General features: G+C 67.6%; 21 protein-coding genes and 1 tRNA gene. 7 read left to right on the top strand and 15 right to left on the bottom strand.

Annotated elements, in window-relative coordinates:
* Window positions 1-47: 47 nt before the first annotated feature.
* Complete coding sequence (locus MRBLWH12_RS04670; RefSeq protein WP_341974888.1) at window positions 48-1,790, bottom strand: DEAD/DEAH box helicase; 1,743 nt, start codon at window positions 1,788-1,790, stop codon at window positions 48-50.
* 127 nt (window positions 1,791-1,917) lie between these two features.
* Here MRBLWH12_RS04670 and MRBLWH12_RS04665 point away from each other — a divergent pair, with 127 nt between their 5' ends.
* The gene (locus tag MRBLWH12_RS04665; protein WP_363546621.1) at window positions 1,918-2,745 is read left to right on the top strand and encodes an SGNH/GDSL hydrolase family protein; all 828 of its coding nucleotides are present in this window, start codon (window positions 1,918-1,920) and stop codon (window positions 2,743-2,745) included.
* Window positions 2,746-2,748: 3 nt separating this feature from the next.
* Here the strand turns inward: MRBLWH12_RS04665 and MRBLWH12_RS04660 are convergent, their stop codons facing one another.
* Together MRBLWH12_RS04660 and MRBLWH12_RS04655 are read right to left on the bottom strand one after the other, a co-directional pair.
* Window positions 2,749-3,441 carry a hypothetical protein gene (locus MRBLWH12_RS04660; protein WP_363546618.1) on the bottom strand — a complete coding sequence of 231 codons (693 nt, stop codon included), beginning with the start codon at window positions 3,439-3,441 and terminating at the stop codon, window positions 2,749-2,751.
* 40 nt (window positions 3,442-3,481) lie between these two features.
* Entirely contained in the window at window positions 3,482-4,282 is an 801-nt protein-coding gene (locus tag MRBLWH12_RS04655; RefSeq protein WP_363546615.1) for a TrmH family RNA methyltransferase, read from the bottom strand.
* A 64-nt stretch (window positions 4,283-4,346) separates the two neighbouring features.
* Between MRBLWH12_RS04655 and MRBLWH12_RS04650 the strand changes: the two genes are divergently transcribed.
* Complete coding sequence (locus tag MRBLWH12_RS04650) at window positions 4,347-5,177, top strand: Sir2 family NAD-dependent protein deacetylase (protein WP_363551302.1); 831 nt, start codon at window positions 4,347-4,349, stop codon at window positions 5,175-5,177.
* Complete coding sequence (locus tag MRBLWH12_RS04645) at window positions 5,174-5,758, top strand: histidine phosphatase family protein (RefSeq protein WP_363546613.1); 585 nt, start codon at window positions 5,174-5,176, stop codon at window positions 5,756-5,758. Before MRBLWH12_RS04650 ends, MRBLWH12_RS04645 begins: the two co-directional genes overlap by 4 nt.
* 7 nt (window positions 5,759-5,765) lie before the next feature.
* Here the strand turns inward: MRBLWH12_RS04645 and MRBLWH12_RS04640 are convergent, their stop codons facing one another.
* The 3 genes from MRBLWH12_RS04640 to pdhA are packed head-to-tail and all read right to left on the bottom strand — an operon-like array spanning window position 5,766 to window position 9,261.
* The gene (locus MRBLWH12_RS04640) at window positions 5,766-7,136 is read right to left on the bottom strand and encodes a dihydrolipoamide acetyltransferase family protein (protein WP_363546610.1); all 1,371 of its coding nucleotides are present in this window, start codon (window positions 7,134-7,136) and stop codon (window positions 5,766-5,768) included.
* Window positions 7,133-8,143: an alpha-ketoacid dehydrogenase subunit beta gene (locus MRBLWH12_RS04635; RefSeq protein WP_363546607.1), complete on the bottom strand. Its 1,011-nt coding sequence runs from the start codon at window positions 8,141-8,143 to the stop codon at window positions 7,133-7,135. The genes MRBLWH12_RS04640 and MRBLWH12_RS04635 overlap by 4 nt, the downstream gene beginning before the upstream one ends.
* Window positions 8,144-8,145: 2 nt before the next feature.
* The gene (pdhA, locus tag MRBLWH12_RS04630; RefSeq protein ID WP_341974895.1) at window positions 8,146-9,261 is read right to left on the bottom strand and encodes a pyruvate dehydrogenase (acetyl-transferring) E1 component subunit alpha; all 1,116 of its coding nucleotides are present in this window, start codon (window positions 9,259-9,261) and stop codon (window positions 8,146-8,148) included.
* A gap of 171 nt (window positions 9,262-9,432) precedes the next feature.
* Between pdhA and MRBLWH12_RS04625 the strand changes: the two genes are divergently transcribed.
* The gene (locus tag MRBLWH12_RS04625) at window positions 9,433-9,906 is read left to right on the top strand and encodes an Lrp/AsnC family transcriptional regulator (RefSeq protein WP_341974896.1); all 474 of its coding nucleotides are present in this window, start codon (window positions 9,433-9,435) and stop codon (window positions 9,904-9,906) included.
* On the opposite strand, the gene MRBLWH12_RS04620 is transcribed toward MRBLWH12_RS04625, so the two are convergent.
* Window positions 9,878-10,777, bottom strand: a complete 900-nt coding sequence (locus tag MRBLWH12_RS04620) for an alpha/beta fold hydrolase (protein WP_363546604.1) — start codon at window positions 10,775-10,777, stop codon at window positions 9,878-9,880. The genes MRBLWH12_RS04625 and MRBLWH12_RS04620 overlap by 29 nt on opposite strands.
* 67 nt (window positions 10,778-10,844) lie before the next feature.
* Here MRBLWH12_RS04620 and MRBLWH12_RS04615 point away from each other — a divergent pair, with 67 nt between their 5' ends.
* Window positions 10,845-11,552 (top strand): exonuclease domain-containing protein, encoded by a 708-nt coding sequence (locus MRBLWH12_RS04615; RefSeq protein WP_363546601.1) that lies wholly within the window; start codon window positions 10,845-10,847, stop codon window positions 11,550-11,552.
* 54 nt (window positions 11,553-11,606) lie between these two features.
* Here the strand turns inward: MRBLWH12_RS04615 and MRBLWH12_RS04610 are convergent, their stop codons facing one another.
* From MRBLWH12_RS04610 to MRBLWH12_RS04600, 3 genes are all read right to left on the bottom strand, one after another.
* The gene (locus MRBLWH12_RS04610) at window positions 11,607-11,867 is read right to left on the bottom strand and encodes a DUF6458 family protein (RefSeq protein ID WP_341974899.1); all 261 of its coding nucleotides are present in this window, start codon (window positions 11,865-11,867) and stop codon (window positions 11,607-11,609) included.
* 137 nt (window positions 11,868-12,004) lie between these two features.
* Window positions 12,005-12,081, bottom strand: a tRNA-Ile gene (locus MRBLWH12_RS04605).
* Window positions 12,082-12,123: 42 nt separating this feature from the next.
* Entirely contained in the window at window positions 12,124-12,660 is a 537-nt protein-coding gene (locus MRBLWH12_RS04600; protein ID WP_363546597.1) for a gamma carbonic anhydrase family protein, read from the bottom strand.
* Between the two features lie 140 nt (window positions 12,661-12,800).
* Here MRBLWH12_RS04600 and MRBLWH12_RS04595 point away from each other — a divergent pair, with 140 nt between their 5' ends.
* Entirely contained in the window at window positions 12,801-13,286 is a 486-nt protein-coding gene (locus MRBLWH12_RS04595; protein ID WP_363546594.1) for a Dps family protein, read from the top strand.
* A gap of 63 nt (window positions 13,287-13,349) precedes the next feature.
* On the opposite strand, the gene MRBLWH12_RS04590 is transcribed toward MRBLWH12_RS04595, so the two are convergent.
* From MRBLWH12_RS04590 to MRBLWH12_RS04570, 5 genes are read right to left on the bottom strand one after another with little or no spacing between them, the layout of a single operon-like run.
* Window positions 13,350-14,846, bottom strand: coding sequence for an amidohydrolase (locus MRBLWH12_RS04590; protein WP_363546591.1), 1,497 nt, complete (start codon window positions 14,844-14,846; stop codon window positions 13,350-13,352).
* On the bottom strand, window positions 14,843-15,484 hold the full coding sequence (locus MRBLWH12_RS04585; protein ID WP_363546588.1) for an FMN-binding negative transcriptional regulator: 642 nt from the start codon (window positions 15,482-15,484) through the stop codon (window positions 14,843-14,845). Before MRBLWH12_RS04585 ends, MRBLWH12_RS04590 begins: the two co-directional genes overlap by 4 nt.
* A gap of 39 nt (window positions 15,485-15,523) precedes the next feature.
* Window positions 15,524-16,522: an Fpg/Nei family DNA glycosylase gene (locus tag MRBLWH12_RS04580; protein WP_363546585.1), complete on the bottom strand. Its 999-nt coding sequence runs from the start codon at window positions 16,520-16,522 to the stop codon at window positions 15,524-15,526.
* A gap of 1 nt (window position 16,523) precedes the next feature.
* Window positions 16,524-17,009, bottom strand: a complete 486-nt coding sequence (locus MRBLWH12_RS04575) for a ribose-5-phosphate isomerase (RefSeq protein ID WP_363546582.1) — start codon at window positions 17,007-17,009, stop codon at window positions 16,524-16,526.
* Window positions 17,010-17,048: 39 nt separating this feature from the next.
* Window positions 17,049-18,233 (bottom strand): ferrochelatase, encoded by a 1,185-nt coding sequence (locus MRBLWH12_RS04570; RefSeq protein ID WP_363546579.1) that lies wholly within the window; start codon window positions 18,231-18,233, stop codon window positions 17,049-17,051.
* Window positions 18,234-18,374: 141 nt separating this feature from the next.
* Here MRBLWH12_RS04570 and pepN point away from each other — a divergent pair, with 141 nt between their 5' ends.
* On the top strand, window positions 18,375-20,939 hold the full coding sequence (pepN, locus tag MRBLWH12_RS04565) for an aminopeptidase N (protein ID WP_363546576.1): 2,565 nt from the start codon (window positions 18,375-18,377) through the stop codon (window positions 20,937-20,939).
* Window positions 20,940-20,999: the final 60 nt, after the last annotated feature.

Below are 20,999 nucleotides of genomic sequence, written 5' to 3'. Positions count from 1 at the left end.
TTCGGGCATCCGAACGGGCCGGCGGACGGCTCTGCTCGAGGCCGGAACTACGACCGCACGCGTTTGCGAAGGACATCGATCCGTGACTGCAATTGCGTCACGGTCGCCTGTGCGACGGCGGGACCGCCGCAGATGCGCCGAAGCTCGGCATGCACCGCACCGTGCGGTTCGCCGGCCTGGCGGGCGTAGAGCCCGACGAGGCTGTTCAACAACTGTCGCTGCTCTCGAAGGGTGCGGTGCAGCGGCGCGGGCAACGTGGAGGTCGCGGTGGGTTCGGTGTTCGCTTCGCGTGTCTCGCGCAACCGTGATTGACGCGCCTGTCGCTGCATCAGCAGCTCGTGCACGTGCTCCGGCTCGAGCAGGCCGGGGAATCCGATGAACTCCTCCTCCTCGGGCGTACCGGGCTCGGCGAGCTGGCCGAACTCGTCGCCGTCGAAGACGACACGGTCGAAGTGGGCGAGCGACGAGATCGCCTTGTAGCTGAACTCCTGCGTCAGGGCGTCTGAGGCGTCTTCTTCGCGGTTCGCACTGTCCAGGAGCGAGTCGTCGAGACCGTCCTCGTCTTTGCTCTGGCGATCCAGCGCGTGATCGCGCTGCTTCTCCATCTCGTTGGCGAGGCCCATCAGCACGGGGACGTTGGGAAGGAACACGCTCGCGGCCTCGCCTCGGCGCCGCGCACGCACGAAGCGTCCGATCGCCTGTGCGAAGAACAGCGGCGTCGACGAAGACGTCGCGTACACGCCGACGGCGAGCCTGGGCACATCCACGCCCTCGGAGACCATGCGCACCGCGACCATCCAGCGGTCGGTGCTCGCGCTGAACTTCTCGATGCGCTCCGAGGCCGTCGCGTCGTCGGAGAGGACGACCGTCGGATGCTGACGGGTGATGCTGTGCAGGATCTTCGCGTAGGCCCGCGCCACCGTCTGGTCGGTGGCGAGGACCAGTCCCCCGGCATCCGGCACGTGATGGCGGATCTCGGTGAGCCGGCGGTCCGCAGCCGACAGCACCGCGGGCATCCAATCGCCCTCAGGGTCCAGAGCCGTCCGCCACGCCTGCGACGTGACATCCTTCGTGTTGTCCTGGCCGAGATGCGTCTCGATCTCGTCGCCCGCGCTGGTGCGCCAGCGCATCTTGCCCGCGTACATGTGGAACAGCACAGGCCGCACGACGCCGTCCGCGAGAGCGCGTCCGTAGCCGTAGCGGTAATCAGTGCTGGAGACGCGCGCGCCGGATTCGTCCGGCAGGTAGTCGACGAACGGAATCGGCGCGGTGTCGCTGCGAAACGGCGTTCCGGACAGCAGCAGACGGCGCCGCGCCGGGCCGTAGGCGTCGCGAATGGCATCGCCCCAGCTCAGCGCGTCGCCACCGTGATGCACCTCGTCGAGGATCACCAGCGTCTTGGCGTCTTCGGTGAGGTGACGGTGCACGGATGACTTCGCCGCGACCTGGGCGTACGTGACGACCGCACCGTGGTAATGCCGCGCCGGCGCCCAGTGACTGTTCTTGAACCGCGGGTCGAGCCGGATGTGGACGCGAGCGGCGGCATCCGCCCACTGGGTCTTCAGATGCTCGGTCGGCGCTACGACGATGATCCGGTCGACCTCACCGATGCGCAGCAGCTCGACGGCGAGCGTGAGTGCGAAGGTCGTCTTACCGGCGCCCGGTGTCGCCGCCACCAGGAAGTCGCGCTGATCGGCCTGGAAATACGCGTCGAGCGCCTCCCGCTGCCACGCGCGGAGCTTGTCGGCCGTCCCCCACGGGGCGCGCTGGGGGAAAGACGGAGAGAGCATCGAGTCAACGATAATCGCTGTGTCCGACATTCCTCGCGCGCGCTCCCCCGGCGCTCCGGTGCGAGGTAGGCTCGGTCACTGCGCCGTGGCCACCGCCGGACGGCGTTCGTTCGCGAAGGAGAGCTGGATGACCGACCAGGATTCGACTCGGACCTCACCCCTCGACAACGAGACGGTCCACCCGTGGCGACGTTTCGTCGCCGTCGGGGATTCATTCACCGAGGGAATCGGCGACCCCGATCCTGCTGCCCCTGGCGGACACCGCGGTTGGGCCGACCGCGTCGCCGCGGTTCTCGCCCAGCAGGTAGACGACTTCGCCTACGCGAACCTGGCGGTGCGCGGGAAGCTGATCGCTCAGATCGTCGCGGACCAGATCGAGCCCGCCGTCTCGCTGCGCCCAGACCTCGTGTCGATCTGTGCGGGCGGGAACGACGTCATCCGGCCCGGCACCGATCCGGACGCCATCGCCGCCCAACTCGAGGACGCGGTCGCGCGCCTCGCCTCGACCGGCGCATCCGTGCTCTTGTTCACCGGCATCGATACGGGGTTCACGCCGGTGTTCCGTCCGTTCCGAGGAAAAGTCGCGATCTACAACGAGAACGTGCGCGCGATCGCCGATCGGCACGACTGCATCATCGCCGATCAGTGGGCGCTCAAGGTCGTTCAGGATCTGCGTTTCTTCGACGACGACCGCCTGCACTACAACGCACTCGGCCACCACGAAGTGGCGCGGATGGCGCTGCGCGCCCTGAACGTCCCGAACGACCTCACCGCCATGCAGCCGGAAGCCATCCCGATGCGCACCTGGCGCGAGGCCCGCTCCGAAGACCTCGGCTGGGCACGCGAGCACCTGGTGCCGTGGGTGCTCCGGCGCATTCGTCACCAGTCATCTGGGGACAACATCGGGGCCAAGCGACCCGATCCCGCGCCGGTCGTCTGGCCGCAGGCCGACTAGACGTCAGACCCGCCGAGCGAGTGAGACCTCGATCAGCGGGAGGAACTCGCGTGGGATGACCGCGGTGACGACGAGGTCGTCGGCCATCCGGACCCCGATCGCGTAGACGAACGGGTCTGTGTCGATCTCGACGGACGGGATTCGAGTCCCGTCGACCACGACGGATGCCGCGGTGTTCACCGCCGCCGGCGTCACCTGCCACCCGGTCGTCTCGAAAGGTCCAGGTGGGCCGGCGGGTATGCCGAGCTCTTCCCGGAATCGGTTCATCAGAATGTGGTTCGTATGGTGGATGATCTGGTTGCCGAGATCCTCAGGGGTCGGATCTCGGCGCCACGTCGTGCGCACCGCCTCCCAGATGCGGGGATAGCGCATCTTCTCGGCCCCCCGGACGAGCCAGTCCGGCCGGGGCCAGGGCGGAACCTCGTCGAGAGCCGCGCGGGTCTGCTCGTCGAGTTCGGCGAGATTGACAGGATCGTCACGGTCCTGCGGGTTCCGCCAGACGGTGTACCCAACCGCAACCTCGAGCTCTCCGGGTCCGCCGGAACCCCCGACAGTTCCGAGACCCGGTGAGCGATCGTCCTCGAGCGAAGACTGCGCGCCGAGCCCCCAGACCGGAAACGGAAGCGCCCGTACCCTCGCTTCAGCCTGGGCGAACGGATCCGGTGCATCCGGTGGCAGAACTCCCGCGAACTCCATCATCCGAGTCTGCGGCAGTCCCCTCGTTGGGGCAAGAACGTCAGCGCGACAGCGCCCACAACGCCACCGCCGCCGCTGAAGCGACGTTGAGGGAATCCACTCCCCCACGCATCGGGATCGTGACGACCGCATCCGCGACCTCCAGCGCGCGCTCCGAAAGACCGTGGCCTTCGGACCCCATCACCAGCGCCACCCGGGGCGGGCGATCCGCCGCATACGCGTCAAGCGTCACCGCGCCATCGCTCAGCGCGAGGGCCGCGAGCTCGAAACCCGCTGCATGCAGTTCCTCCGCCGCGGCATCCCATTCTCCGAGCCGTGTCCACGGCACCTGGAACACCGTGCCCATGCTCACTCGTACGCTTCGCCGGTACAGCGGATCGCTGCACCGCGGAGACACGAGCACGGCATCCGCTCCGAGCCCCGCGGCCGCGCGGAAGGCGGCGCCGACATTCGTGTGATCCGCGAGGTCGTCCAGGATCAGAACCAGGGAGGCGTCTTTCACGACTTCGGAGACAGACGGGAGCACGGGCCGGTGCATCGAAGCGATCGCGCCTCGATGCACGGCGAACCCGGTGACGCTCTCCGCCACGTCGTCCGGAACCACGTAGACCGGAACCGGCGCACCATCAAGGATCGTCCGGATCTCGTCGACTCGACGCTGCTGCACCATGACCGACCGGGGACGATGCCCCGCGGCGCACGCGCGGGCGATGACTTTCGCTGATTCCGCGATGTACAGGCCTCCCGCGGGCTCCACAACGCGGCGCAGAGCGACCTCGGTCAGCGATCGATAGTCGTCCAGGCGCGGGTCGTCCGCGGTGTCGACGTGCACGAGTTCCATAGGCGTCCAGCCTGACACGTCCCGCGGGCATCGTAGAATCACTCGAGGAGGTGCCGTGAGCGCGATGACAGACGAAGAGCTTCAAGCTCGCCTCGTCGAATCCGCTGATCTGCTCCGCGGGCACCGGATCGCACTCCTCACCGGAGCGGGCATCTCGACGGATTCCGGCATTCCCGCTTATCGTGGCGAGGGCGCACGTCCCGGCAGCGATCCCATGACGATCCAGACCTACCTGGGCGATGAGGCTGCTCGCCGCCGGTACTGGGTCGGTGGGCATCTCGGCTGGCGCGCGTTCGCGAATGCGGCACCGAACGCCGGCCATGTCGCGCTCGCCGAGATGGAGTCATCCGGCGTCGTCAGCGGCGTGATCACGCAGAACGTCGACGGACTGCACCTGCGCGCCGGGAGCTCGCACGTCATCGAGGTGCACGGGACGATGCGCCGTGTCTTCTGTCTGCACTGCGGTCAGGTCTTCGACCGTCGTGACGTCGCTGTGCAGATCGAAGAACGCAACCCTTGGATCGCGGTGCCGGAGAACGTGGCGCTCGCCCCGGACGGCGATGTCCTGCCGGAGACGACCGCGGGCTTCGTCATCCCGACGTGCACGGTGTGCGACGGGATGCTCAAACCGGACGTCGTCTTCTTCGGCGAGTATGTGCCGCCGGATCGGTTCCGCGCCGCCGAGTCGCTGCTGCGCGCCAGCAGCGCCCTGATCGTGGCCGGCTCCTCGCTCGTCGTCAACTCGGGCGTGCGTCTCATCGAACGCGCTCGCCGCCGCGGCATTCCGCTGATCATCGTCAACCGAGAGCCGACTCGCGCGGACCCGTGGGCGAATGTCACCATCGCCGCGGGCACCAGCGATGTGCTCCCTGCCCTCCAGGAGCTGTTGAAGTGACCCTGCTCACGCTCGTCCGCCACGGTCAGACCGATTGGAACCTCGACCGCCGTATCCAGGGCACCACGGACATCGCCCTGAACGACACCGGACGCGCCGATGCGCGCACGGCGGCCGCGCTCCTCGCCGATGGAACGCACCACACGATCTATGCCAGTCCTCTGGTGCGCGCACACGAGACCGCGCAGATCATCGCTGCGGAGCTCGGCCTCGACGCGCCGCTGCTCGTGCCCGACATGCGGGAGCGGGAGTTCGGTGCGGGCGAGGGGATGCTGGTCACCGACTACATCCAGACCTACGGCGATTGGCTCTCCGACGTGCCTGGTGCGGAGTCGCTCGCCCAGGTTTGCGAGCGCTCCATGTCGGCGCTTCATCGGATCGCGAGGGACGCGCGTCGCCGCTCGGCGCCCCTCGCCGAGTCCGTCATCGTCGTGACCCACGGCGGCGTGATCCGTTCGCTGATCGACCATGTCTCGGGCGGCACTCTGCCTCGGGACGGCGAACCGCTCCGCAACGGCTCAGTGCACCGATTCGAGGCGTCCCCCGGATCGCTGCGCCTGCTCGAGCACGCCGTCCTCTGACAGATCGTCAGCTGAGCAGCATCGCCCGCCCCGGTTCCTCCAGGATGTCGGCGACATCCTTGAGGAATCGCGCCCCTTCCGCGCCGTCCACGAGACGGTGATCGAAGGAGAGGCTCAGTGTCATCATCTGGCGCAGCGCGATCTCGCCGCGGTACTCCCACGGCTGTCGGCGGACCGCGCCGACCGCGAGGATTCCGGACTGTCCCGGCGGCAGGATCGGAGTGCCCGCATCGACGCCGAAGACGCCGATGTTCGAGATCGAGAAGGTCCCGCCGGCGAGTTCCGCCGGTGACGTCTTCCCGGCGCGCGCGGTCTCCGCGAGGGAGCGCAACGCATCGGCGAGTTCGACGAGTGTGAGCCGTTCCGCGTCTCGGATGTTCGGGACGATGAGCCCTCGCTCCGTCGCTGCGGCGATGCCGAGGTCGACGAAGTGGTGCTGCACGATCTCTGCCGCAGCTTCGTCCCAACTCGAGTTCAAGCCCGGGGTGCGCCCCAACGCGAGGCACACGGCTTTCGCGATAATCGCGAGAGGGCCGATCCGATGACCGGAGAGCGAGCGGTCCTCGCGCAGTGACGCGAGCAGATCCATCGTCGCCGTGACGTCGACCGTGTGGAAGACCGTCACGTGCGGCGCGGTGAAGGCGCTCTGCACCATGGCCGCGGCCGTGTGCTTACGAACCCCGCGGATCGGGATCCGCGTCTCTCGCTCCGCGTCGGTGAAGGATCCGACCGACCGCGGTGCCGCGAACCCGATCGCTTCGGCAGCGGGAGTTTCGACGGCCGTTGCAGCGCCGACCCGCTCAGCGTAGACATCGACGTCGCGGCGGGTGATCACCCGATCGCCGACCTCCGCAGCCACCAGGACGAGATCGATGCCCAGACGCTTCGCGTGAGCGCGCACGGGGGGCGTGGAGCGCGGGCGCTCGAGGACCTGCTCCGTGGTCGCTCGGGGACTGGCGTCGTGCGGGGCTGCTTCGAGCACTGCGGTGTCGGCCGAGACGGACACCGCCGAAGCGCGGCGGGTTCGACGAGCGGGGCGACCGGAAGACGACGGTGCTGCACCGTAACCGACGAGGTTCGGCTGCGCCTTCTCCTGCGGTTTGTCCTGGGCAGGCGCATCCGTCGTTGACGGCTCCTCACCGACCACGTCGAATTCGATCAGCGGAGCGCCAACGGCGACGGTCTCCCCCGCCTCCGCATGCAGCGCAGACACCGTTCCCGCATAGGGCGACGGAAGCTCGACCACGGCCTTCGCCGTCTCCACCTCGGCGAGCGTCTGGTTCAAGGCGACGGCGTCGCCGGGTGCGACCAGCCACTGCACGACCTCGGCCTCGGTGAGTCCTTCACCGAGGTCGGGAAGTCGGAACTCGGCGATCATGCTTCGGCCCCCGTCAGGCTGTTCGGACGGTCCAGAACCCGGTCGACGGCATCGAGGAGCCGGTCGAGATCCGGGAGGTGGTACTTCTCCAGCTTGGCCGGCGGGTACGGGATGTCGTGGCCGGTGACCCTGAGGGGTGCGGATTCCAGGTATTCGAAGCAGCGCTCGGTGATGCTGGCGATCACTTCGGCGGCGACTCCTGCTTCTCGCGATGCCTCGTGAGCGACGACGACGCGCCCGGTCTTGCGCACGGATGCAGCGACGGAGTCGTAGTCGATCGGCGACAGAGAGCGCAGGTCGATGACCTCGATCGAGTTGCCGTCGTCCTCGGCCGCCTCGGCCGCCTGCAGCGCGGTGGAGACCATGGCGCCGTAGGTGATGAGCGTGGCATCGGTGCCTTCACGCACCACACGGGCGAGGCCCATCGGAGGTGCGTCCGCGAGCGGGGCATCGAGGTCGACCTCCCCCTTGTGGTGATAGAGCCGCTTGGGCTCGAAGAAGATCACCGGGTCGTCGGAGGCGATCGCCTGGCGGAGGCTGCGATAGGCGTCCTCCGGGTTGGACACGGCGATCACGCGAAGCCCGGCCGTGTGCACGAAGTAGGCCTCCGGCGACTCGGAGTGGTGCTCGGCCGCCCCGATGCCGCCCGCCCACGGAATGCGGATGGTGATCGGCATCCGCACGCGGCCCTGCGTGCGATAGTGCAGCTTGGCGACCTGAGCGACGATCTGGTCGAACGCCGGGTAGACGAATCCGTCGAACTGGATCTCGACGACCGGGCGATACCCGCGGAACGCCAGACCGACGGCGGTGCCGACGATGCCGGACTCCGCCAGTGGTGTGTCGATGACGCGCTTCGCCCCGAACTCGTCGAGCAGACCGTCGGTGATGCGGAACACGCCGCCCAGCTTGCCGATGTCCTCACCGAGGAGCACAACCTTGTCGTCGTCGCGCATGGCCTGACGCAGGCCGGCGCCGAGGGCCTTGCCCAGAGTGAGCTCGGTCATCGTCACACCTCCCCGTCGAACGTCGCGAGGTAGGCGGCGTACTCGCCGCGCTGACGCTCGAGCCCGGTGTGCGGTTCGGCGTAGACGCCGTCGAACACCGCGAGCGGCGGGCGCGTCGTCATGCCGAGGCAAGCCGCACGCATGTCCCGCGCCACGTCGTCGGCCGCGGCCTGAGTCTCGGCGAGATGCTCATCGCTGAGCTCGCCTGCTGCGCGCAGATGCGCCTCGAGGCGCGCGATCGGGTCGCGCTGGCGCCACTGATCCAGCTCGGCACTCTCCCGGTAGCGGGTCGGGTCGTCCGCCGTGGTGTGCGGGCCCATGCGGTAGGTGACCGCTTCGATGTAGGCAGGGCCCTTGCCGGCGCGGGCGTGAGCGAGCGCCCAGCGCATCGCCGCCATGCACGCCAGGACATCGTTGCCGTCGACACGGAGGCTCGGGATTCCGAATCCCGGCGCTCGGCCGGCGATCGGATACTGGGACTGCAGCGCGACCGGCTCGGAAATCGCCCAGTGGTTGTTCTGGCAGACGAAGACGACAGGAGCCTGGTACGACGAGGCGAAGATCATCGCCTCGTTCACGTCGCCCTGGCTGGTGGCTCCGTCGCCGAAGTAGGTCACTGCGACCTCGTCGGCGCCGTCGTGCTTGATGCCGAGCGCGTAGCCGACCGCGTGCAGGGTCTGCGCGCCGATGATGATCTGCAACGGTGCGACGCGCAGACCAGACGGGTCGTGGCCAGCGCCTTCCTCACCACGCCACATCCGGACGTAGTCGCCGGGGGCCGCACCGCGTGCGTAGATCACGCCGGTCTCCCGGTAGCTCGGGAAGATGTAGTCCTGCGGAGCGATCGCGCGGGCAGTACCGATCTGAGTCGCCTCCTGACCCTGGCACGGCGCCCAGAGACCGAGCTGCCCCTGGCGCTGCAGGGCGACGCCCTCGGCGTCGATGCGGCGAAGAATGATCATGTCTCGGTGCAGCGCCCGCAGCTGTTCTGCATCGACGTCGGCGACGTATGCATCCAGCTGGGGGTTCGAGATGCGAGTGCCGTCCGGTGTCAGGATGCGCTCAGTGAGCTCCAGATCCTGTGCGGTGTCGGCGATCGGCGTGATCTGCGGTGACATCGTCGTCCTCCCAAGTCTCAGCGGGCCCTTGTGGGGCGCAAACGCTGCGGCCCGGCGTCTTCACCGGATGCTCTGAGCGTACGACCGTTGAACACCTCGCTCAAGCAATGGAAAAGCTCTTGAGCATGTTGCTCAATTCTGCCGGTTCACACCCTGCTAAGGTTTGGCACTATGCCCGGACTAGACCGCATCGACCTCGAGCTGCTCGCCGCGCTCGCCGACGATCCACGGATCACGATCGTCGCCCTCGCCGAGAGTCTCGGCCTCTCTCGAAACACCATCCAGGCCCGAATGGCGCGGCTGGAGCAGAGCGGGATATTCCTCTCCTACGAGCGCTCGTTCTCCACCGACGTGCTCGGCTTCCCGTTGCAGGCTTTCGTCAGCATCGGCGTGCGTCAGACCGAGCTCCCCCGCATCATCAGCGAGCTCGCGCGCATCCCCGAGGTCGTGCAGGCGCACGGCCTCAGCGGCTCGATCGACCTGCTGGCCCGAGTGGCGTGCCGCGACGCGCGGCACCTGTTCGACACCGACGCGCGCATCCTCTCGATCGAAGGCGTGGAGCGCACCGAGACGTCCCTCGCGATGGGCGAGGTCATCCCGTTCCGGGTCGCCGGACTCATCGGCCTCGCTCGACGGGAACCTTGAGGAAACGCCGGATCGCGCCGGCCGCCTCTGCCGGCGTCTCGTAGTGGATGAGATGCCCGACGTCGGCGATCTCCACGAGTGAGGCGTCGTCGAACAGGGTCGCCAGCGTGCGCTCGGCCTCGATGGGCGTGATGTCATCGTGCTGAGCAGCGACGAGCAGGGTCGGCACCGAGATCGCCGGCGCGAACGCCCGCACATCATGCGAGACACTCGCGACGAATGCGTCGCGCAGCACGTCGCGGTCGGCGAACCGGGAGAAGTACGTGTCGTGCTGATCATGGATGAAACGGCGGAGCGCAGCATCCTTCGTCTTCGCCATCGAGATGCTCATCACCCGGACGATCAGACGATTGCGCAGCAGCGCGGTACCGAGGCGGGCAGGGAGCCAGGCGCCGAGATCGTAGTAGAGCACGGCAAGCCTCGTCATCAGACCCTTGGGTCCTTCCAGCGCCGGCGCTCCGATCGGGTTCAGCAGAATCAACCGGGGCGTCTCCAGCCCGCCGGCGACGGCAGCAGACGTGACGATCGACCCGAAGGAGTGACCGAGGATGATCGCGCCGGGCGCGACCTGAGCGGCGAACTCAGTCAGCCACGCCGCGTACTCGTCGAGATCGTGCGTGCGCCCCGGGATCGGGCCGGTCTCCCCGAAACCAGGAAGATCCGGGGCGATCACGCGGATCTCGGGAAGGTAGGCGAGCACGGGTTCGAGCCCGTGATGCTCGCCGCGGAAACCATGCACGGCGATCACCGTGGTCTCGGCGTCGGCGGGGCCGTACACCCAGTACGCCGTGGTGCCCCCGCGTACCGTCGCTTCGAGCCGCTGCACCGGAAGTCGGTTCAGACGGTCGGCGTACGGCGAGGGCACAGTCATCCTTCGAGTCTACGGAGTGGCCGTGCGCCTTCCTGGCAATGTCTGCGGCCCGCTCTACCGTGAGTCCATGGCCCCCGCGTCCCCTCTCCCGCCCTGGCTCACCCGCGTCGGCGTCTTCGACTTGGAGACCACGGGAGTCGACGTCACAGCGGATCGCATCGTCACCGCCTACGTCGGCGTGCTGGATGCGAAGGGCCATGAGATCGCGGCCCGATCGTGGATGGCCGACCCCGGTATTCCGATTCCGGATGGCGCCGCTGCGATCCACGGTGTGACGACAGAGCACGCGAGGCGAGAGGGGCGCCCCGCCCGCGACGTCGTTGCCGAGATAACTGCTGCCCTGCGTGCGCTCTTGGCACAGGGCATTCCGATCGTCGCGTACAACGCCTCGTACGATTTCTCCCTGCTGACGCATGAGGCGCTCCGCCACGGCGTTGCCCCGCTGGTGGATCCGACGCCGATCATCGATCCGCTCGTGATCGACAAGGCTTTTGACCGATACCGGCGCGGTAAGCGCACGCTCGAAGTCGTCGCGGCCCATTACGCGGTGCCCTTGGACAGCGCCCATGAGGCATCCGCAGACGCCATCGCTGCCGGGCGCGTCGCTCAGGCGCTCGGCCGACAGTTCGAGATGCCGGACACGCCGCACGAACTGCACACCCGCCAGATCGGTTGGGCGCGGTCGCAGGCGGCGAGCCTGACCGAGTACTTCGTCAGCATCGGCCGCCTTGACCCGGAGAGCGCACTGGACGGCGCCTGGCCGATCCGCGGCTAGAACGCCAACGGCAGGCGGAAGCAAGAACGTCGTTCCTGCTTCCGCCCGTCGGCCTCAGACGACGTCGTCGTTGGTAGACGTGACCGTGCGGCGTGATGTCGGCTGTCCCGTCGCAGGATCGACGCTGGTGTGCGTCACCGCTTCGGAACGACGACGGCGAGCGAGCAGCACGATTCCGACGATGAAGACGACGACGCCCGCTCCCATGAGGATGTACCCGATCATGTCGAGATCGACGTACTCGACCTCCACGTTGACGGCGAACACGAGGATCGCGCCGATCACGAAGAGTACTACTCCGGTGCCAATGCTCATGATGTCCTCCACTTCTTGCGGCGCTGTGCCGCGGACCTCCACATTCGGGGGCGGACGCGGAGACCGGAAGGGGCTTGACAGCGCTCGGCAGGTGCTTGATATCACGCGCGCAACGTACGGCGAAGCCGAGAAGTCGATGGTGGGGCGGGCGGGACTTGAACCCGCGATCGTTGGGTTATGAGCCCACTGCCTTGACCAGCTTGGCCACCGCCCCGTATGCATCCAGCCTAGTGCTGACTCTGCATCGTCGCCGGAGTCAAACCGGAGTGGCCTCGCTGTGCGTCTGCAGATGCGAAAGATAGATGTCGGCGTTGGCGAGGAGCCCGGCTCGCTCCTCGTCGCTGAGGACGCGTCGTACCTTCGCTGGTACACCGGCCACCAACGACCCGTCCGGGATCTCGGTGCCACCGAGCACGACAGCGCCACCGGCGATGAGGCATCCGGCGCCGATCACCGCGCCGCTGAGCACGACCGCTCCCATCCCGATCAGAGAACCGTCTCCGATCGTGCATCCGTGCACCACAGCGTTGTGGCCGATCGAGACCTTTTCGCCGATCACGACGGGGTGACCGGCGTCGACGTGCACCGAGACGTTGTCCTGCACGTTGCTGCCCGCACCGATCGCGATTCCGGCTGAATCGCCACGCAGAACGGCGTTGTACCAGACGCTCACGCCGGCCGCGAGTGAAACGTCGCCGACGATGCGCGCGCCCTCGGCGACGAAGGTCGCGTCGGCGATCGACGGAGTGCGGCCCGGCAGGGCGAGAACGGATGCTCCTGGTGCGATACTCATGAGGCGAGACTACCCTCGGTGACCCGGAATCCCGCGTGATTCCGGGCCGGTAAGCGGAGCCTCAGCTTGCTTGCGGAATGTCTGAGGCTGAGTAGCGTTGTCTTCATCAGGTACGAAGAAGCCATGTCAAGGAGCGCACAATGAGCAAGGCACAGACTGTTTCCACCACCGCCAGCGACCCGACCGTGGCAGCTGCCGCAGCCCAGTTCCTCTCGCCCGTGGTGCTGGGTCTCGAAGCCCTCACCGTGAACGGCAAGCAGGCGCACTGGCACGTCCGCGGCGCCAACTTCGTCGGCGTGCACGAGCTGCTCGACACCATCGTCGCCCACGCCGGCGACTTCGCCGACACCGCCGCGGAGCGCATCGTCGCTCTCGGCCTCCCGATCGACGCTCGACTGAGCACGGTCGCCGAGAAGGCCGGCACGACCTCGGTCCCCGCCGGCTTCACCCAGTCCGACGAGCTGGTCCGCGCCGTGATCTCGGACATCGACGCCATCCTCGTCGACGTCAAGGCCGCGATCGATGGTCTCGATGAGGTCGACCTCACCAGCCAGGACGTCGCGATCGAGATCATGCGTGGTCTCGAGAAGGACCGTTGGTTCCTCGTCTCGCACATCGCGGCATAAGCACCACTCAAGGCAAGGGAGGGTACCCGGGATTCGTCCCGGGTACCCTCCCTGCTGCATGCGTCAGTTCAGGTGAGTGATCCGGCCCGCGAGCACCGTCGCGAACACGGGCATCTGCCGCAGAACCTCGGCCGAAGCGGTCTGGGGGGCGTAGCCGCAGAGCACGAGGTCGGCAGGTTCTCCGGGGCGCAACGAGGAACGCACACTCGCCTGCAGCGCGTCGTCGACGCTGAGGCTCTCTTCCGGGTGCCACGGCGCACGGTCGCCCTCGGTACGCGTCACGGCGGCGGCGATCGCCTGCCAAGGGTCGAGCGGCGCCACCGGCGCGTCGGACCCGAATCGCAGTTCGACCCCGGCGTTGCGCAGAGCGGCGAGCGGATAGCCGATCGCTGTCTGCTCGGCCCAGAGGCCATCCACGAGATCGCGGTCGTCGAGTGCGTGCTGCGGTTGCACGCTCGCGATCACGCCGAGGCGGGCGAAGCGTGCAAGATCTGCGTGCCTCACCAGCTGAGCATGCTCGATCGTGCCGCTCGCGCCGGAAAGAGTGAAGGCGTCGAGCGCCGTCGTGGTCGCCCGGTCACCGATGGCGTGCACCGCGGCAGAGAGTCCTGCGCCCGCTGCTCGGATGAGAAGGTCGACGAGTTCGCCGGGCTCGACGTTGAGGACGCCGAAGTTGCCCGCATCGCCGGCATACGGATGAGAGCATGCTGCTGTGCGCGTTCCGAGAGAGCCGTCGGTGATGACCTTCAGAGAACCCACTCGCACGAGCCCGGCGCCGTCGACGGTGGCATCCGCTGTCTGACGGAGGTCTCCGGTGCGGAGCCCGGCCGCCACCGCGCGTTCCAGGTCGAACGGGTAGATCGCGAACTCCACGCGATGCGCCGCGAAGCCGGCCGCGATCCGGCGCGGCCAGGCGTCGGCGTTCCAGGCCATGTCGAAATCGACCAGCCCCGTGACACCACGCGCTGCGGCCTGCTCCCCCGCCAGTCGCACCGCACGATCACCCCGCTCCGGATCCGCCGCGTTGAGGCGTCGAGAGATCTCGAACGCGTCCTCCTCGCGGAGAATTCCGTCGGGGCTGGTGAAACCTTCCCGGCGGAGCGCCGCAGAGTTCAGCCAGACACTGTGCACATCCGCGTTGATCAGATACGTCGGCACCTCGCCGGTGCGGGAGTCGAGCAGGTCGAGCGTGGGATCGTCTGCCCACAGGGCGTCCCGGAATCCGCTGCCGACACGACGCCCGTCAGGCAGTGCCGCCACCGATGCCATACGCACCGCGGCCTCGGACGCCGACGACACTTCGCCCAGGCTCTCGCGCTCGGCGGCCAGCGCCCATTGCACGGTGTGCACGTGGTTGTCCCAGAGGCCCGGCACGACCCAGCTGCCGTCCGCCTCGAGCACATCACCGCTGGTGGGAAGAGCACCTGTCGGCGCGATGTCGGAGATCACCCCGCCGTCGATGTGGATGTCGACCGGCTCGTCCGACGGGAGAAACTCGCGTCCGGGGCCGGCGATACGTGCACCCCTGACCACTCTGATGTGCGCGCCGAGTGCCGTCACAGCTGGACTCCGGTGCGCGCATCCTGGGCGCGTCGCATCTCGGCGGCCAGCGCGGCATTCGCATACGGGCCCTGCTCCGAGAGCGCCTCGATCACGGTCTCGATGGTCTCGGCCGGCTTGTTCTGACTGAGCTTGCGCTTCGCAACGACCCTGGTGGGTGTGAGCCGGAAGCCGACTGTCCCTGCCGCCATCCGGTTGACGAAGGCCTCGTCGTTGGGCCGCTCCCACATGCGCCGCGGTTCCGGCATCCGGCCTTCGAACCGGTCAACCAGCCGGTCGAGCACGGCAAGGTTCTCGTCCGCGTTGAGGATCTCAGGGATGCCTGCGAGATGCACCGCGGTGTAGTTCCACGTCGGCACTGCTTGGGCGCCCCCGTACCATCCAGGAGAGATGTACCCATGCGGGCCCTGGAACATGACCAGCAACTCGCGCTCTCCCATGCCGTGGATCAGGTCGTCCGGGCGGCCGACGTGTCCCACGATCGTGAGGTCGTCGCGATCCTCATCGAGCAGGACGACATAGTGTGAGGCGACGAGGCCATCCGGAGCTGCGCTGACGATCGTCGCCCACGGATTCCCGTCGATCACACGACGGATCTCTGCGATATCGGCGAGCGTGAAACTGGGATTCTGACGCATCCTCTCAGCCTACGGCCGAGACAAGCGGGACAGGCTTGGTCAGGCCTGGCAGCGCGGACACCAGTACAGTTTGCGCGCGCCGATCTCCTCGAGGGCGATCTCGGTGCCGCAGATACGGCAGGGCAGACCTGCGCGGTGATACACCCAGTGTCGATCATCCCGACTCGCCATCGCCGCTCGATACTGCACCGGGTCCAGATCGTCCATGGTCATCATCTGACCGGTCTCCACGCCGATCGCGAGGAGACTCACCCAGTCGCGCCACAGTGCACGGATCGTGTCCTCCGGAACATCACGACCAGGAGTGTGGGGGTTCAGCCGCTCTCGGAACAGCATCTCCGCACGGTAGACGTTGCCGATGCCGCTGACCACCGACTGATCCATCAGCAGCAGCGCGATCACGGTCTGCTTCTTCCGCACCGTGCGAACGAACCGCTCCTCATTCGCGATCGGATCGCCGACGAGCGGGTCGGGTCCGAGCTTCGCGACGGTGGTGAGCATCTCCTCGGGGGTCTGCAACACGCATGCAGTCGGACCGCGCAGATCTGCGGCCGTGATGTCGGTCATCAGCCGCAATCGCACCTGCCCGACGACCGGCGGCGGCCACTCGATGCCTTCGTCGGCAAGACCCTTGGTCTGCTCGGACATCCGCACGCGCACCCGGGTGCGCCGGGGCGCACCGATCGAGGACAGCGAGTTCTCCCCCGCGTCGTCCAGGATCACGGCTTCGAGATCTGTGCCGCGCTGGTTGGTCTGCCCCATTCGCCCGTTCGCCGAGGCGATCGTCGGATCGACGAGGATGTCTCCCGCGAAATCCCAGGCGCCGTAGAGACCGAGATGAACCCGCAGCCACACGTCGCCCTCGAATTCGAGGAACATCTGCTTGCCGACGGCCTGGACGCTCACTGCCTCACGCCCATCGAGAACCGCTGCGCCTTCGGCGAAGCGGCCCTGCGGGCTGGACGCCGAGATCGGCTTGCCGATGAAGTTGCGATCGAACTGTCGAGCGATGCGGTGGACGGAATGCCCTTCGGGCATCTCAGGCCCTGGGGTCCGGCAGCAGCGATCCGTCGCGCTCGTAGTCCGCGATCTGCGCGATACGGCGCACGTGACGCTCTTCGTCGGTGAACGGCGTCATGATGAATCGGTCGATGAAGCTCGTCACTTCGTCGAAGGTGTGCTGGCGGGCGCCGATCGCGATCACGTTCGCATCATTGTGCTCGCGGGCGAGCTCGGCGGTGGAGAGGTTCCAGACGAGGGCAGCGCGGATGCCCTGCACCTTGTTCGCCGCGATCTGCTCGCCATTGCCGGATCCGCCGAACACCACGCCCAGAGCCTCGACTCCGGCAGCCTGGTCGGCCACGACAGCCTGTGCGGCACGGATGCAGAACGCCGGGTAGTCGTCCACCGCGTCATACTCGATCGGCCCGTGATCGATGACGTCGTGGCCGGCGGAGCGCAGGTGCTCCTGCAACTGGGTGGAGAAATCGAGACCGGCATGGTCGGTGGCGATGTGGATGCGCATGGGTTCCATCCTAGAAGTCGGCGGGCCCGACCGGTGGGATCAGGGAGCGAGACCTGCGGCGGCCGGTTTGAATCCGGCACGCACGTTCTCGCAGCACCCGGGACGGCAGACGTCGAAGCTCGGCCCGAGGGCGGTCACGTGCTCCCGCTCGGATGCTGCTCGCCCCTCGAGCCGCTCCTGGATGAGATCGACGATCCCGGCGACGAACGACGCGGAGACACCGGGGGTCGGGGTGCGTACGAAGGCCAATCCGGCATCCGATGCGACCTCCGCGGCCTCGGTATCGAGGTCCCACAGCACCTCCATGTGGTCGCTCATGAAGCCCACCGGCACCACGACGACGGCCGTGCGCCCACGAGCGGGAAGTTCTCCGATCACGTCGCAGACGTCCGGCTCCAGCCACGGCTGGCTCGCGGGCCCGGAGCGCGACTGATAGACGAGTTCCCAGGACACATCGGCCGCAGTGGGGAGAACGTGCGCGACGCGATCCATGACCCACTCCGCGACGGCCTCATGCTGGGCCGCATAGGCGCCGCCCGGCCCGAAATCGACGTCGCGTGGGCCGGAGCGCTGCGCGTCGGCGGTCGGGATGCTGTGCGTGGAGAAAAGAACCTGGATCGCGTCAGCCGGGATGCCATCGGCGAGGAAGGCCTCGACAGCGGTGCGCACGCCCGTCTCGAAAGCCGCGACGAAGCCGGGGTGGTCGTAGAACGGACGAATCTTGTCGACCGTGACGGTCCCACCGAGTCCGGTCTCCTCCAAGACCTGCGCGAAATCTTCGCGGTACTGCCTACAGCTCGAGAACGAGCTGTAGGCGCTGGTGGCGAAGGCGAGCAGGGTGTTGTCTCCCTGCGCGGCGGCTTCGGTGACAGCGTCACCCAGGTACGGAGCCCAGTTGCGGTTACCCCAGTAGACAGGCAGATCGACGCCGCGCTCGGCCAGTTCCGCCTCCAGCGCCTGCTTCAGAGCGCGATTCTGGCCATTGATCGGGCTCACGCCGCCGAAGTGACGGTAATGGTGCGCGACCTCCTCGAGGCGTTCATCCGGGATGCCCCGTCCTCGCGTCACGTTGCGGAGGAAGGGAATCACATCCTCCTGCCCCTCGGGTCCGCCGAATCCGGCGAGCAGGATGCCGTCGTACGCGACGGGGCTCGTCACGTAGGGGGCGCCACCGGCAGCGGCGGCAGAGGCATAGGGAACGGCATCCGAATCGATCGCAGTCACCGTCCCATCCTTCCACTCGAAACCTATGGGTATCCCCTCATCGCTCGCCCGGCGCGGCTCCTGGCGTAGGCTGTCATGGTTGCCGTCGACGCCAGCCGCGTCTCATTGCGGTGACATCCCCTCACCCCTGGGAGTACAGCTGTGCCTGGAGAGAACCTCACCCGCATCGAAGCGCAGGAGCGCCGCGACGTCATCGACACGCAGTCGTACGAGGTCGCACTCGATCTGACGAAGGGTGCTGAGGTCTTCGGTTCCCGGAGCGTCGTGCGCTTCACCGCGACGCCGGAGAGCTTCACATTCATCGACCTCATCGCCCGCGAGGTGCGCGAGATCTCGCTCAACGGCGAACTGCTCGATCCGGATGAGGTGTTCGCCGACTCCCGCATCGCGCTGGCCGGCCTGCAGGCCGAGAACGTGCTCGTCGTCGACGCCGACTGCGAGTACACGAACACCGGCGAGGGCCTGCACCGCTTCGTCGACCCGGTCGACCAGGAGGTCTACCTCTACTCGCAGTTCGAGGTACCGGATTCGCGACGCGTGTTCGCGGTGTTCGAGCAGCCCGACCTCAAGGCCACGTTCCAGTTCACGATCACGGCTCCCGCCGCGTGGAAGGTCGTCTCCAACTCCCCCACGCCCGAGCCGATCATCCACGACGGCTCCACCGGCTCCGAGAGTGTCGCCACCTGGGGGTTCGAGCCCACGCCGCGCATCTCCTCGTACATCACCGCGCTGGTCGCCGGTCCTTACGAGTCGACGTTCTCCGAGCTCACCAGCTCTTCCGGCGAGGTCATCCCGCTCGGCGTCTACGGCCGCAAGAGCCTCTGGCAGCACCTCGATGCCGACTACATCTTCGACAAGACCCGTCAGGGCTTCGAGTACTTCGAGTCGAAGTTCGGCGTTCCGTACCCGTTCGCCAAGTACGACCAGCTCTTCGTCCCGGAGTTCAACGCCGGCGCGATGGAGAACGCGGGAGCCGTGACGTTCACGGAGTCCTACGTCTTCCGCAGCAAGGTGACGGATGCCGTCAAGGAGCGCCGCGTCGTCACGATCCTGCATGAGCTCGCGCACATGTGGTTCGGCGATCTCGTCACCATGAAGTGGTGGAACGGCCTCTGGTTGAACGAGTCGTTCGCCGAGTGGGCATCGACCATCGCCACGGCCGAGGCCACGGAGTGGACCGAAGCGTGGACGACCTTCAACGCGATGGAGAAGACCTGGGCGTACCGGCAGGACCAGCTCCCGTCGACGCATCCGATCGTCGCCGAGATCAACGACCTCGAAGACGTGCAGGTCAATTTCGACGGCATCACCTACGCCAAGGGCGGGTCGGTTCTCAAGCAGCTCGCCGCCTGGGTGGGCATCGAGGCGTTCTTCGCCGGTGTCTCGCAGTACTTCCAGAAGCACTCGTGGGGCAACACCGAATTGAGCGACCTGCTGGTCGAACTCGAAGCCACCAGCGGCCGCGAACTCAGCTCGTGGTCGAAGAAGTGGCTGGAGACCGCCGGAGTCAACACCCTCGAGCCGGTCATCGCCGATGACGCCGACGGCACGATCACCCGGTTCGCCGTGACGCAGACCGCACCGGCCGATTACCCGACCATTCGCCCGCACCGTCTGGGAATCGGCTTCTACTCGCTGCAGGAGGGCGCGCTCGTGCGCAGCCACTACGTCGAGGTCGACGTCGACGGCGATCGCACCGAGGTGCCGGAGCTGCACGGCCTGAAGCGCCCCGACCTGGTGCTGCTCAACGACGACGACCTCGCCTACGCGAAGATCCGTCTCGACGAGCGTTCACTCGCCACCGCGATCGCTCATCTCGCGGACATCAGCGCACCCCTGGCACGCTCGCTCGTGTGGGGCGCGGCCTGGGATCAGACCCGCGACGCCGAGAGCGCCGCGTCGGACTACATCGATCTGGTCCTCGGCAACATCGGCCGCGAGACCGAGTCGACCACCGTGCGCACCACACTCGCGCAGCTGCGCACCGCTGCGAACCTCTATGTCGCACCTGCAGACCGCACCGCGGCCCGCCAGAAGGTCGCCGACGGCCTGTGGGCGCTCGCCGAGTCGGCCGAGGCCGGCAGCGACAGCCAGCTGCAGTTCGTGACAGCGTTCGCGAACGCGCTGGTCACCGCGGAGCACGCCGGTATCGTCGGCCGTCTGCGCGCGGGTGAGGAGACGTTGCCCGGCCTCGAGATCGATGCCGACCTCAACTGGCAGTTGCTCGTCGGCCTCGCCTCCATCGGCGCCACGGACGCAGCCTCCATCGATGCCGCCCTCGCCGCAGACAACACGTCGAAGGGTGCGGAGTTCGCGGCTCAGGCTCGTGCCTCGCTTCCGGATTCGGAGTCGAAGAAGGCGGCATGGGCGTCGCTCATCGAGCGCGATGACGCACCCAACACGATCGTCCGCGCCGCGGCCCTCGGTTTCGTTCACCCGGCGGGCGTCGGCGTGCTCGGCGAGTTCGTTCCGGCGTACTTCGACATGCTGCTGCCGATCTGGGACTCCCGCAGCTACCAGATCGCTCAGTACCTCATCACCGGGCTCTACCCGACGGCGCTGGGCAACATCGAACTCCGTGATGCGACCCGCGCCTGGCTCTCGGCGAACCAGGATGCCGCGCCCGCGCTGCGTCGTCTGGTTCTGGAGAACCTCGCCGACGTCGAGCGGGCGCTGGCCGCTCAGGCGCGCGACGCGGACGACTGAGTCCTCTCGCCTCGAATCGGGCCTCTGCCGCAGCGCTTCCAGCCTGCGCAGAGGCCCGAT

Origin of the sequence: Microbacterium sp. LWH12-1.2 (genome assembly GCF_040675825.1) — a bacterium.
GTDB lineage: Bacteria > Actinomycetota > Actinomycetes > Actinomycetales > Microbacteriaceae > Microbacterium.
Note: the sequence above shows the minus strand (reverse complement) of the source record. Positions and strands in the feature narration are given on the sequence as shown.